At 73.8% G+C, this 12,625-nt stretch carries 10 protein-coding genes and 1 pseudogene; 5 read left to right on the plus strand and 6 right to left on the minus strand.

The genetic code is table 11. The features are described from left to right. The first annotated feature begins 304 nt into the window (after positions 1-304). Complete coding sequence (locus ABT048_RS05760) at positions 305-1,261, plus strand: DeoR/GlpR family DNA-binding transcription regulator (RefSeq protein WP_402803237.1); 957 nt, start codon at positions 305-307, stop codon at positions 1,259-1,261. A 102-nt stretch (positions 1,262-1,363) separates the two neighbouring features. Here ABT048_RS05760 and ABT048_RS05765 read toward each other — a convergent pair whose 3' ends face one another. From ABT048_RS05765 to ABT048_RS05790, 6 genes are all read right to left on the minus strand, one after another. Next, positions 1,364-3,139 carry an acetyl/propionyl/methylcrotonyl-CoA carboxylase subunit alpha gene (locus tag ABT048_RS05765; RefSeq protein WP_350520021.1) on the minus strand — a complete coding sequence of 592 codons (1,776 nt, stop codon included), beginning with the start codon at positions 3,137-3,139 and terminating at the stop codon, positions 1,364-1,366. A 236-nt stretch (positions 3,140-3,375) separates the two neighbouring features. Beyond that, complete coding sequence (locus tag ABT048_RS05770) at positions 3,376-4,128, minus strand: hypothetical protein (RefSeq protein ID WP_350520022.1); 753 nt, start codon at positions 4,126-4,128, stop codon at positions 3,376-3,378. 64 nt (positions 4,129-4,192) lie between these two features. Further along, positions 4,193-4,795: a nucleoside triphosphate pyrophosphatase gene (locus tag ABT048_RS05775; RefSeq protein WP_350520023.1), complete on the minus strand. Its 603-nt coding sequence runs from the start codon at positions 4,793-4,795 to the stop codon at positions 4,193-4,195. 48 nt (positions 4,796-4,843) lie between these two features. After that, entirely contained in the window at positions 4,844-4,984 is a 141-nt protein-coding gene (gene mmpB, locus ABT048_RS05780) for a morphogenic membrane protein MmpB (protein ID WP_350520024.1), read from the minus strand. 241 nt (positions 4,985-5,225) lie between these two features. After that, positions 5,226-5,447, minus strand: a complete 222-nt coding sequence (locus ABT048_RS05785; RefSeq protein ID WP_350520025.1) for an acyl-CoA carboxylase subunit epsilon — start codon at positions 5,445-5,447, stop codon at positions 5,226-5,228. A gap of 29 nt (positions 5,448-5,476) precedes the next feature. Continuing rightward, a complete protein-coding gene (locus ABT048_RS05790) occupies positions 5,477-7,066 on the minus strand; it encodes an acyl-CoA carboxylase subunit beta (protein WP_350520026.1) in 1,590 nt (529 codons plus the stop codon). Between the two features lie 242 nt (positions 7,067-7,308). On the opposite strand from ABT048_RS05790, the gene ABT048_RS05795 reads away from it, so the two are divergent. The 4 genes and pseudogenes from ABT048_RS05795 (at position 7,309) to ABT048_RS05810 (ending at position 12,606) form a co-directional block, all read left to right on the plus strand. Further along, entirely contained in the window at positions 7,309-8,202 is an 894-nt protein-coding gene (locus tag ABT048_RS05795; protein WP_350520027.1) for a biotin--[acetyl-CoA-carboxylase] ligase, read from the plus strand. 173 nt (positions 8,203-8,375) lie between these two features. Then, a complete protein-coding gene (locus ABT048_RS05800; RefSeq protein WP_350520028.1) occupies positions 8,376-9,500 on the plus strand; it encodes an adenylate/guanylate cyclase domain-containing protein in 1,125 nt (374 codons plus the stop codon). 347 nt (positions 9,501-9,847) lie between these two features. Beyond that, a pseudogene (locus ABT048_RS05805) lies at positions 9,848-11,005 on the plus strand (GGDEF domain-containing protein); the annotation flags it as partial. An 824-nt stretch (positions 11,006-11,829) separates the two neighbouring features. Continuing rightward, positions 11,830-12,606, plus strand: a complete 777-nt coding sequence (locus tag ABT048_RS05810; protein ID WP_350520029.1) for a hypothetical protein — start codon at positions 11,830-11,832, stop codon at positions 12,604-12,606. Positions 12,607-12,625 lie beyond the last annotated feature (19 nt).

A 12,625-nucleotide genomic window follows, 5' to 3' on the forward strand; every position in this document is an offset into this window, starting at 1 on the left:
CCCGGCCCCCCCCCCCGCGCCGCCCGCCCTCCCCCAACCCCCCCGGGGGCCCCCCGCCTACCCTCCCCGCCCCCCCCAAATGTGGGGGGGCGCCCCCCCCCCCCCCCCCCCCCCTCGCGCATGACCGACCGTCACCCGGACGGCGGGCGCAGTCCCGGGCTGTTGACGGCGCGTATTGTACGGTCACGCGCCGCTCGTGCGCGAGCAATTCCCGCTACTAGCTGCAAACGCCTGAAAGCAGACGGTCACGCAGGTTACCGTCGGTTCTGTGTTTGCTGCAGAACGTCGCCAGTTGATCCTCGAAATGGTGCGCGCCAACGGAGCCGTCTCGCTCCGGGAGTTGGCCCGCGTCGTCCAGACCTCCGAAGTGACCGTGCGCCGTGACGTGCGGGCGCTGGAGGCAGAAGGGCTCCTCGACCGCCGGCACGGCGGCGCGGTGCTCCCCGGCGGCTTCAGCCGCGAACCCGGCTACCCGCAGAAGACCCACCTGTCCGCGGCGGAGAAGAGCGCCATCGCGGACCTCGCCGCCGGCCTGGTGGAGGAGGGCGACGCGGTCGTGGTGGGGGCCGGCACCACCACCCAGGAGCTGGCCCGCCGGCTGGCGCGGGTGCCCGGTCTGACGGTGGTCACCAACTCGCTGCTGGTCGCCCAGGCGCTGGCGCACGCCAACCGGGTCGAGGTGGTGATGACCGGCGGCACCCTGCGCGGCTCCAACTACGCCCTGGTGGGCAGTGGTGCCGAGCAGTCGCTGCAGGGGCTGCGGGTCACCAAGGCCTTCATCTCCGGCAGCGGGCTGACCGCCGACCGGGGGCTGTCGACCGCGAACATGCTGTCCGCGAGCGTGGACCGGGCCATGGTGCTGGCGGCCGCCGAGGTCATCGTCCTCGCCGACCACACCAAGCTCGGCGCGGCCGGCATGTTCCAGACCGTCGCCACCGAGACGATCACCCGCCTGGTCACCGACGAGCAGGCCACCGCGGACGACGGCACCGCCCGCGAACTGGACGCGCTCGCCGACTGCGGGGTGCAGATCGACCTCGCACCGATCGGGGCGGCCCCGAGCGGCGACGCCCCGGTGCACGGCACCGGCAGCGGCCCGGTCCACCAGACCCAGCCCGGCCCGATGGCCCGCCGCGCCGGCCCGCCGCCCGGCGGCGCCCCGCTGCCCGGCCAGCGCCGCCCCGGTGCCCACGGCGGCCCGGTCGGCCCCGGCGGGATGCCGGTCCGGCTGGCCGAAATGGGCCTGCCGCGCGGGCGCTGAGCGGCCCGGCCGGGCCGCGTACGGAAAGCGACCGGTCCGCACACCCCGAGGGGCGTACGGACCGGTCGTCGCCCGACAGGGCGGGTAAGACCTCGATCAGGGTCAGTCCTTGATCTCGCAGAGCGCGGCGCCGCTGCTGACGCTCGCGCCCACCTCGGCCTTGAGACCGACGACGGTGCCCGCCTTGTGGGCGTTCAGCGGCTGCTCCATCTTCATCGCCTCCAGGACCACGATCAGCTCGCCCTCGGCGACGACCTGGCCCTCCTCCACGGCGACCTTGACGATGGTGCCCTGCATCGGCGAGGCGAGGGTGTCACCGCTGACGGCCGAACCGGCCTTCTTGGCGCCCACCCGGCGCTTGGCCTTGGCGGCACCCGCCGCACCGGCCGCCGGGGCCGTCGAGACGCCCAGCGAGGACGGCAGCGAGACCTCGATCCGCTTGCCGCCGACCTCGACCACGACGGTCTCGCGGCCCTCGGCCTCCTCGCCCTCGCCGGGCGCACCGGCGAACGGCGGGATGGTGTTCTCGAACTCGGTCTCGATCCACCGGGTGAAGATCTTGAACGGCTCGTCGCTGCCGTGCACCTCGGGCGCGAACGCCGGGTCGGTGACGACCGCCTGGTGGAACGGGATGGCGGTGGCCATGCCCTCCACCTTGAACTCGGTCAGCGCGCGGCGGGCCCGCTCCAGGGCCTGCTTGCGGTCGCGGCCGGTGACGATCAGCTTGGCCAGCAGGGAGTCCCAGGCCGGGCCGATGACCGAGCCGGTCTCCACGCCGGAGTCCAGGCGCACGCCCGGGCCGGACGGCGGGGCGAACAGCGTCACGGTGCCGGGCGCGGGCAGGAAGTTGCGGCCCGGGTCCTCGCCGTTGATGCGGAACTCGAAGGAGTGGCCGCGCACCTCCGGGTCGCCGTAGCCGAGCTCCTCGCCGTCGGCGATCCGGAACATCTCGCGGACCAGGTCGAGGCCGGTGACCTCCTCGGTGACCGGGTGCTCGACCTGCAGACGGGTGTTGACCTCCAGGAAGGAGATCGTGCCGTCCAGCGCGACCAGGAACTCGCAGGTCCCGGCGCCCTCGTAGCCGGCCTCCTTCAGGATGGCCTTGGACGCCCGGTACAGCTCGGCGTTCTGCTCGGGGGTCAGGAACGGCGCGGGCGCCTCCTCGACCAGCTTCTGGTGGCGGCGCTGCAGCGAGCAGTCACGGGTGGAGACGACCACCACGTTGCCGTGCTTGTCGGCGAGGCACTGGGTCTCGACGTGCCGCGGGTTGTCCAGGTAGCGCTCGACGAAGCACTCGCCGCGACCGAAGGCGGCGACCGCCTCGCGCACGGCGGACTCGTACAGCTCCGGGATCTCCTCCAGGGTGCGGGCGACCTTGAGGCCGCGACCGCCGCCGCCGAAGGCCGCCTTGATGGCGACCGGCAGGCCGTGCTCCCGGGCGAAGTCGACGACCTCGTCGGCGCCCGAGACCGGGTCCGGCGTACCGGCGACCAGCGGGGCACCGGCGCGCTGCGCCACGTGCCGGGCGGTCACCTTGTCGCCGAGGTCGCGGATGGCCTGCGGCGGCGGGCCGATCCAGATCAGACCCGCGTCGAGGACGGCCTGGGCGAAGTCGGCGTTCTCCGACAGGAACCCGTAGCCGGGGTGGACGGCGTCGGCGCCGGAGTCGGCGGCCGCCTTCAGGACCTTGGCGATGTCCAGGTAGCTGGTAGCGGGGGTGTCACCGCCCAGCGCGTAAGCCTCGTCGGCCGCGCGGACGTGCAGCGCATCCCGGTCCGGCTCGGCGTAGACGGCGACGCTGGCGATACCGGCGTCCGAGCAGGCCCGGGCGACGCGGACTGCGATTTCCCCGCGGTTGGCGATGAGCACCTTGCGCACTGTGGCTCCCTTCTTGAACCTCGATGAGTTTATGGATTCCTGGGCAGTACCGGCGAGTAGCCCCGGGTTGTGAACTATCCCACACGCTCGGTGATGGGTTTCGCCCCCCGGATACCGGCCGGTACGGAGACTCCGCAGGTCGCGCCGGGTGGGGCCGGAGCGCCGGGGGCCACGGGGGGTGACGGGGCTGCGGCGTGGCGGGACGGTGGCATGGGCCACACTCTCGCCCGGACCGCTCAAGCGACGCCTGAGCGGGCGGCGGGCCGCTGGACCGCCTGGGCCGTCACGTCCGCCGCGAGCTCCACCACGTCCGGACCGTACGCCTTGGGGTTGACGACCCGCAGGACGAGGGCGAAGGTGCCGGTCTCGCCGTACCGCCGGGCGAGCCGGCGGTGGTTGGCGACCAGGTAGCGCACGGCGGCGTGGTTGGAGACCGCGGTCTGCCCGGACACCAGGAAGGCGGGCCGGCCGTCGGGCGAAGGGTGCAGCCGCGCGAGCAGGGCGAAGGCCTGGCCACCGGAGGGCGCGGACCCGGGCTCGTACCGGTACTCCTCGCCACCCACCGCGAGCGACAGCTCCGGGGCGCTACCGCCCACGTCCGTGAAGGTCACCCCGGGCAGCCAGGAGGCCAGGTGCGCCGCCGTCCGGTCGTTGCTGGACGGTCCGCCGAGGCAGAACTCGGCCTTGTGGCCCAGCCCCTGGCGGACGTCCTCGTGGCCGACGAGGTCGGCGTGGGCCCCGCACTCCTTGACCAGCGAGGCCAACTCCATGAGGGCGAACACGTCGTTGCGCGACACGCTCTTGCCACTGGCCGAGGCGGTGTGCCGGTTCACCACCAGCAGGCACTCGCCCCCGGGCGGCATTCCGAAGAACGCGCGGATCCGCTCCAGCCGCCGTCTCCGCCGCAGGTTCTGGGCGAGCCAGCCCAGCCCGGCGCTGATGGCACTGGCCACCAGTCCGAGCACCACGTTGAGCACGCTGTCGGTCATCGCCGCGTTCCCTCCCCGTCCGGACGGCGGTCAGCTTAGAGGTCCGACGGCCGGATGCGGCAGGTCAGTTGGTCCACAGATCGATGATCCGGACGTCGAGGTCGGCGAGCAGGCGGCGCAGCAGCGGCAGCGAGAGGCCGATGACGTTGCCCGGGTCGCCGTCGATGCCCTCGACGAAGGGCGCCGAGCGGCCGTCCAGGGTGAACGCCCCGGCCACGTGCAGCGGCTCGCCGGAGGCCACGTAGGCGGCGATCTCGTCGTCGTCCGGGGTGCCGAAGCGGACGGTGGTGGAGGCGGTGGCCGAGGACTGCCGGCCGGTGACGGTGTCGATCACGCAGTGGCCGGTGCGCAGCACCCCGGCGCGGCCGCGCATCGACTGCCAGCGGGCCACCGCCTCGGCGGCGTCGGCGGGCTTGCCGAGGGCCCGGCCGTCCAGCTCCAGGACGGAGTCGCAGCCGATCACCAGCTCGCCGCCGGCGAGGTCGGCGGCGACGGCCTTCGCCTTGGCTTCGGCCAGGACGAGCGCGAGCTCGGCGGGCGAGGCGGCGCTGATCGCGTCCTCGTCGACGCCGCTGACCACCACGCGGGGGTCGAGACCCGCCTGGCGCAGCAGCCCGAGGCGGGCGGGGGAGGCGGAGGCGAGGACGAGGGTGCGCTGGTCGGTCATGGCCACCAGCGTAGGGGGTGCCGCTCCGGGGGTGCCGGTGTCCGCCGTTCAGGTGAACAGTCGGGCGATCATGATCAGGACGGAGCCCACCAGCACGATGGCGGCGAGCACCCTGCCGGCCCGCTGCATCCGTTCCTGCATTCGACGGGCCTCGGGCGAGGGCTCGTCACGGGGGTCTGACCAGAGCACCCGTCCAGAGTGCGCCGCGCCGGGCCCGGACGCCTGAGTATCCGTACTCAGGTTGACGGCCGTCCGGGCGCGTCCGCCGCCCGGACGCGCCTCGCGATCCGGCGTGCGCGCTGCCCCGGTGCGCCTGCTGCCCCCGGCGCGCCCCTCCGCTCCGGCGCGCCGGGGGTGGACGGACGGTCGACGACGGCGGAGCAGGACGTCGGACGGGCCGACTTCCTGCTCCGCGTGCGGTCGGTTCGGCTCAGTGCGCCCAGCCCGACGTCCGCCAGGCGTTGACGCCCGGGCGGAGGGCGGGGCGGAGCAGGCGCGAGCGGTCGTTCCAGGGGGAGGCCGGGCCGGCGCCGGCCTGACGCGCCGCCTCGGCGGCGGCCTGCGCGGCGGCGGCCCGGGCCTGGACCACCGCCAGGACGGTGGCCAGCTCCTCGGGGGTCGGCTGCCCGTGCAGCACGTGGATCGGGGACATGGCTGGTTCTCTCCCGACAGGGATGGGGCCTACAGGGGGATGTTGCCGTGCTTCTTCGGCGGCAGCACCTCGCGCTTGCCGCGCAGCGCCCGCAGGCCCCGGACGATGTGCCGGCGGGTCTCGCTCGGCGCGATGACCGCGTCGACGTAGCCGCGCTCGGCCGCCAGGTACGGGTTCAGCAGGGTGTCCTCGTACGAGGCGATCAGCTCGGCCCGCTTCTCCTCGACGTTCCCGGCCGCCTCGGCCTCGGCGATCTCCCGGCGGTGCAGGATGTTGACCGCGCCCTGCGCGCCCATGACGGCGATCTGGGCGGTCGGCCAGGCCAGGTTGAGGTCGGCGCCCAGGTGCTTGGAGCCCATGACGTCGTAGGCGCCGCCGAAGGCCTTGCGGGTGATCACGGTGATCAGCGGGACGGTGGCCTCGGCGTAGGCGTAGATCAGCTTGGCGCCGCGGCGGATGATGCCGTCCCACTCCTGCTCGGTGCCGGGCAGGAAGCCGGGCACGTCCACGAAGGTCAGCACCGGGATGTTGAACGAGTCGCAGGTCCGGATGAAGCGGGCGGCCTTCTCGCTGGCGTTGATGTCCAGGCAGCCGGCCAGGTCCATCGGCTGGTTGCCGACGATGCCGACCGACTGGCCCTCGACCCGGCCGAAGCCGGTGATGATGTTGCCGGCGTACAGCGGCTGGGTCTCCAGGAACTCGCCGTCGTCGACGATGTGCTCGATGACCTTGCGCATGTCGTACGGCTGGTTCGCCGAGTCCGGCACGATCGTGTCGAGTTCGAGGTCCTCGTCGGTGACCGACAGGTCGGCCTGCTCGGCGTAGGACGGCGGGTCGCTCAGGTTGTTGGAGGGCAGGTACGAGAGCAGGCTCTTGACGTACTCGACCGCCTCCTTCTCGTCCGCGGCCAGGTAGTGCGCGTTGCCGGACTTGGTGTTGTGGGTGCGCGCGCCGCCCAGCTCCTCCATGCCCACGTCCTCGCCGGTGACGGTCTTGATCACGTCCGGGCCGGTGATGAACATGTGCGAGGTCTTGTCGGCCATCACCACGAAGTCGGTGATCGCGGGGGAGTACACCGCGCCGCCGGCGCAGGGGCCCATGATCAGCGAGATCTGCGGGATGACGCCCGAGGCGTGCACGTTGCGGCGGAAGATCTCGCCGTACAGGCCGAGCGAGACCACGCCCTCCTGGATCCGGGCGCCGCCGGAGTCGTTGATGCCGATGACCGGGCAGCCGGTCTTCAGCGCGAAGTCCATCACCTTGACGATCTTCTCGCCGAAGACCTCGCCGAGGGAACCGCCGAAGACGGTGAAGTCCTGGGCGAAGACCGCGACCTGGCGGCCGTCGACGGTGCCGTAGCCGGTCACCACGCCGTCGCCGTACGGGCGGTTCCTCTCCTGGCCGAAGTTGGTCGAGCGGTGCCGGGCGAATTCGTCGAACTCCACGAAGGAGTCCTCGTCCAGCAGCTCCACGACCCGCTCGCGGGCGGTCAGCTTGCCCTTGGCGTGCTGCTTCTCCACGGCCTTGGCCGAGCCGGAGTGCACCGCCTCGTCGAGCCTGCGCCGCAGGTCGGCGAGCTTGCCGGCGGTCGTGTGGGGGTCGTACGGCGCCTCGGTCATCCGGTGGCTCTCCCTGATCCATGGCCGCGACCTGTTCGAGTGCGCGCGGACCGGGTGGATGGGGCCCGCGCATGAGGGCAGGGCGGCGCTACGAACTACCGCTGGGTAGCGTAGCCAGCGCGGAGGGCGATTCGGCACGTCCTGGCGTTATGGCCATCGACACAGTTTTGTTGACGGCCGTTCTGCGGGACGATGGGGCGGCCTACGCCCCCCGGCTGCGCTCACGCCCTAGGGTTTCCCGCATGAACGCCTCCGACACCCCCCGCCGCAGCGGACTGCGCGGCTTCGGCCACACCGGACCGTCGCCGTGGACCGACCTGGACCGTCCGCCGCTCGACGAGGAGGCGCTGCGCCACGACCTGCTCGTGCCGGGCGGGCTCTGGACCTCCCTGGACGTCGTCACCGAGACCGGCTCCACCAACAGCGACCTCGCCGCCCGGGCCAAGGCCGGCGCGGCCCAGGGTGCGGTGCTGGTGGCCGAGGCGCAGAGCGCCGCGCGCGGCCGGCTGGACCGGCAGTGGACCGCCCCGGCCCGCTCCGGGCTGTTCCTGTCCGTGCTGCTGCGCCCCGAGGAGGTGCCGGTCGAGCGCTACGGCTGGCTGCCGATCCTGGTCGGGGTGGCGGCGGCCAGCACGCTCGGCCGGATCGCCGAGGTCGAGGTCGGGCTGAAGTGGCCCAACGACCTGCAGGTGGAGATCGACGGCGCGGAGCGCAAGGTCGGCGGCATCCTCACCGAGCTGGCCGGCGGCGCCGTGGTGGTCGGCCTCGGCCTCAACGTCTCGCTGCGCGCCGAGGAGCTGCCCGTCCCCACCGCCGCCTCGCTCGCGCTGGCCGGCGCCGCCACCACCGACCGCGGCACCCTGCTGCGGGCCCTGCTGCGCGAACTCGCCGAGCTGTACCGCGAGTGGACGGCCGCCGCCGGCGACCCGCACGCCAGCGACCTGCTGCGCGCCTACGTGGACCGCTGCACCACGCTCGGCCGCCAGGTGAAGGTCCACCTGCCCGGCGACACCGAGCTGGTCGGCGAGGCGGTGGCGGTGGACGGCGACGGGCGGCTGGTGGTTCGTACGCCCGACGGCGCACGCCGGGCGGTCGGCGCGGGTGACGTCGTCCACGTGCGCCCCGAGCCCCGCTGAACGGCAGTCTTCACCTCTCCTTGACCCGGGCTGATGCCCCGGATCCGGCGATTCCGTGCGAACATTCCACCTGGCAGCGGTGTGAGGCGCGCCACTGCCCGCCTGGGTGGCGGGCGGTGCGCCCGGACAGGTAGGACACGAGGCGAGTGCGGCGACCGCACGGGGACGGACCGGTGGCAGAGGACGGCAGCAGCGGCACGACGGCGGGCAGCAACGACCCCACGGTCGCGCTCGAACTGGAACGCCTGATCCTGGACGCGCCGCGCCGTTACACGCCGTACCAGGCCGCGCGCGCCGCCGACGTCCCGATGGAGCTGGCCACCCGGTTCTGGCGGGCCATGGGCTTCCCCGACATCGGCCAGTCCAGGGCGCTCACCGACGGCGACGTGATCGCGCTGCGGCGCCTCGCCGGCCTGGTCGAGTCCGGACTGCTGAGCGAGTCCATGGCGATCCAGGTGGCCCGCTCCACCGGCCAGACCACGGCTCGGCTGGCCGGCTGGCAGATGGACACCTTCCTGGAGAACCTCACCCAGTCCGTCGAACCCGGGCTGACCCGCGCCGACGTGGCCTACCCGCTGGTCGAGCTGCTGCTGCCGGAGCTGGAGCAGTTCCTGGTGTACGTCTGGCGGCGCCAGCTGGCCGCCGTCACCGGCCGGGTGGTGCAGGCCGCCGAGGACCACGAGATCACCAGCGGACGGCTCGCCGTCGGCTTCGCCGACCTGGTCGGCTTCACCCGGCTGTCCCGGCGGCTGGAGGAGGAGGAGCTCGGCGAGCTCGTCGAGACCTTCGAGAACACCTGCTCCGACCTGATCGCCGGACAGGGCGGCCGGGTGATCAAGACCCTCGGCGACGAGATCCTCTACGTCTCGGAGGACCCGGCGACCGCCGCCGAGATCGCGCTCAGCCTGATCGAGGCACTGGCCGGGGACGACGCCATCCCGCCGCTGCGGGTCGGCATGGCCTTCGGCACGGTCACCTCGCGGATGGGCGACGTCTTCGGCACCACCGTCAACCTGGCCAGCCGGCTCACCTCGATCGCGCCCAAGGACGCGGTGCTGATCGACGGCGAGTTCGCCGCCGCGCTGGAGCAGAACGGCAGCGTCGCCCCGGCCGACTCGGAGGGGCCGGGCCTGGCCGAGGCGCTGTCGGCCGCCGCCGGGATGCCCGCCTCCGGGCTGCCGATGCCGGGGCCGGACGCCGGCGCCCGCTTCCACCTGCAGCCGATGTGGCGGCGGCCGGTGCGGGGGCTCGGGCTGGTGGAGCCGTGGCTGCTGACCCGGCGGCTGAAGCCGGAGTAGCGGCGGCGCGGTGCCTGGCACGGCGCCGGGAGGACGGAGTGGGCGGCGACGGGAGGGGTTCGGCTGCTGTTCTGCGGGTGTCGAACGGTTGAAACCCGTACGGTTCTGAGATGGTCCATCCGGGCAAACGGGGCATAACCGAACGAAACCGCCATAGTCTTGGTGCAAGCGGCCGGTCGGGTGCGACCGGGCGACGGGGGTCTGGCAGGACCGAGCACAGGGAGCGAGGCGAGCCGGTGAGCAGTGAGGCGATCATGACGGACCGCGGCTGCGACTGCGGCGGCTCGCGGCACCGCGACCCGCTGCCCGACCTGAGGCTGCAGTCCGTGGTCGAGCTGGCCCAGGACATGGCCGGCGCACTCACCCCCCTGGAGGCCGTCCGGGCCGCCGCCACCCGGGCCACCGAGGCGCTCGGCGCCACCATGGCGGCCGTCTCGGTCTGGGACCGCGAGTCCGGCCGGCTGCGGGTGCTGGTCAACCACGGCGACCTCGCCCCGGGCGAGGAGGAACTGCCCGAGGACGAGTCGTACCCGGTCGCCGACTTCCCCGAGATCGTCACCTATCTGGAGGAGCGCTGGACCACCGGGCGGCTGCCGCGCGCCTGGCTGCAGAGCGCCGAGAACACCGAACCGCACGCCGGCCACACCCACCCGACCGCCGGCGCGTACTGCCGGGAACGCGCCGCGGCGCTGCGCCGGCGCGGACGGGCCTGCTGCGTGGTCGCGCCGATCGTGCTGCACGGGCAGGCCTGGGGTGAGCTGTACCTCGCCCGGTCGGTCGGGATGCCCGAGTTCACCGAGGCCGACGCCGACTACGCGACCCTGCTCGCCGCCCAGGTCTCCGCCGGGCTCGCCCAGACCGAACGCCTCGCCGACCTGCGCAAGCTCGCCTTCTCCGACCCGCTCACCGGCCTCGCCAACCGGCGTGCCGTCGACGCCCGGCTGGAGAGCGCGCTGGAGGCGCACAACCGGCACAACACCGTGGTCTCGCTGGTCGTCTGCGACGTCAACGGGCTGAAGCGGGTCAACGACCAGCTCGGCCACGAGATGGGCGACCGGTTGCTGGAACGGTTCGCCCACCAGCTCTCGCTGGCCGCCGCCAAACTCCCCGGCAGCCTCGCCGCCCGGCTCGGCGGCGACGAGTTCTGCCTGCTGGTGGAGGGGCAGAAGGCCGACGAGGTGGTCGCCGTCGCCGAGGAGCTGTGCGCCCGGGCGCTCGCGCTGTCCGAGGGCGAGGGCGTGGCCTGCGGCGTCGCCTCCACCGGGGACTCCATCGGTCCGGTCACCACCCCCGACCGGCTCTTCCGCCTCGCCGACGCCGCCCAGTACCGGGCCAAGGCCGCCCGCGCCGCCCACCCGGTGGTCGCCGGGCGCAGCCACGGCCCCGGCTTCTCTCCCGACCCCACCGTGCTGCTCGCCGACGCCGCCGACCCGCACCACCGGGCCGACGGGCGGCGCGGGCCGAACGGCCGGGCCGGCACGGGCGACCGGCGGCGGTTCCGCGGCGCCGCCCACAGCGCCGACCCGGGCCAGTTGCTCACCGCCGTCCTCGCCGCCCTCGACCAGGCCGCCGCGGCGCGGGCCGTCCACCCGGCCGACACCCTCGGCAAGCTCGTCGTCGTCGCCGAGACCTCGGCCCGGCTGCTCGACGCCGTCGGCTGGTGGGTCTCGTACGTCCCGCCCGGCTCCCACCTCATGCGCACCGCCCAGCACGCCGTCTACCGGATGACCAGCGGCCCCAGCAGCACCCGCGCCGAGACCCAGCGCGCCCAGATCGAGGCCCCAGACGCCGTCTTCGACCTGCGCCACTACCCGATGACCCGCCGCGCCGTCCGCGGCGGCGCCTTCGCCCTGCGGGCCGGCGCCGCCGGCAACGACCCGGCGGAGGAGGCCATGCTCGTCGTCTCCGGCTACCGCGGCATGGTCGCGGCCGGCGGCCAGAACGCGGCCGGCGGCTGGCTCGTCGAACTCTTCGCCGACGACGCCACCCTCCCCCTCGGCCAGGCCGCCTGCGCGATGCGCGCGCTGGCCGCCGTCGCCCTGGCGGGCGCGGCCTCGCCCCCGGTGGTGTGAGCGCGCGGACGCCGGTTCCTGCGCGCGGTGGGGCGCACGCGGGGGCGCATTCGCAGGCGCGTACGGAGGGGCCGGAGTAACGATCCGGACAACGTCGAGCCGGTGCCCGGACGCCCTTCGTACCCTGGCCGATGCCCGCGACCTGCCGCCTGTCCAGAAGTCAGAAAGTTTGTGCTGTGCGCCATTTGGCGCAGAAGCGCGCCTCCAGGCGGCGTACCAATGGGGTCGTGGTCGACGTCGAGCCGGGAGGAGCCGGGATGACACTGGCGGCCGTGCACCACTGGATCGTGGTGCTCGACATCGAGGGGTTCAGCGCGCGGCCGAACCCCGTCCAGCGGTCGCTGCGCGAAGCGATGTACGACGTGCTCCGGGAGGCGCTGGCGGAGACCGGCCTGCCGGGCGCGGCCGTCGCCACCGAGGACCGCGGGGACGGCGTGCTGCTCCTGGTGCAGCCACACGTCTCGCCGGTGCTGCTGGCCGGGGCGCTCGTCCGGGCGCTGGAGGACTGCCTCGCGGAGAAGGCGCGGATCTTCAACGAGGCGCACGCCCTGCGCTTCAGGGTGGCGTTGCACCAGGGGCTGGTCAGCCGTGACCCGGACGGCTGGTCCGGGGACGCGGTGAACTGGACCTTCCGGCTGGTCGACGCCGTGCCGCTGCGCGAGGTGCTGGCCCGGGCGGCCAGGGCCAACCTGGCGTTCATCGTCTCCGACGAGGTCTACCAGGCCGTGGTCCGTCACGAGTACCGCACCGTCGACCCGGCGGCCTACCTGCCCGTCGACTTCGAGGCCAAGCACGGGATCGCCGCGCGGGGATGGATCACCGTGCCCGGCTATCCGGCTCCGCCCGGGCTGGTCGCCGGCCCCGGTCCCGATGCCGGACCCGGCCCTGCCTCCGGTCCTGTCGGCGGGCCGAAGGGCGGCCCGGACACCGGTCCGAAGGGCGGTGTGGTGTTCCACGCGGGGGTGGTGCACGGGGACCAGGTGGCCGGTGACAAGAACGTGTACCACGCGCCGAACGCCCCGGGTCGTCGATGACCACGCCCGGGGACGCGGG

The sequence above is a fragment of the Kitasatospora sp. NPDC096140 genome (assembly GCF_040303045.1).
GTDB lineage: Bacteria > Actinomycetota > Actinomycetes > Streptomycetales > Streptomycetaceae > Kitasatospora.

Coding starts and splice junctions, on each gene's coding strand:
- ABT048_RS05795 (WP_350520027.1), top strand. CDS start 7,309: ATGAACGCCTCCGACACCCCCCGCCGCAGCGGACTGCGCGGCTTCGGC.
- ABT048_RS05760 (WP_402803237.1), top strand. CDS start 305: ATGGTGCGCGCCAACGGAGCCGTCTCGCTCCGGGAGTTGGCCCGCGTC.
- ABT048_RS05790 (WP_350520026.1), bottom strand. CDS start 7,066: ATGACCGAGGCGCCGTACGACCCCCACACGACCGCCGGCAAGCTCGCC.
- ABT048_RS05770 (WP_350520022.1), bottom strand. CDS start 4,128: ATGACCGACAGCGTGCTCAACGTGGTGCTCGGACTGGTGGCCAGTGCC.
- ABT048_RS05775 (WP_350520023.1), bottom strand. CDS start 4,795: ATGACCGACCAGCGCACCCTCGTCCTCGCCTCCGCCTCCCCCGCCCGC.
- ABT048_RS05810 (WP_350520029.1), top strand. CDS start 11,830: ATGACACTGGCGGCCGTGCACCACTGGATCGTGGTGCTCGACATCGAG.
- ABT048_RS05785 (WP_350520025.1), bottom strand. CDS start 5,447: ATGTCCCCGATCCACGTGCTGCACGGGCAGCCGACCCCCGAGGAGCTG.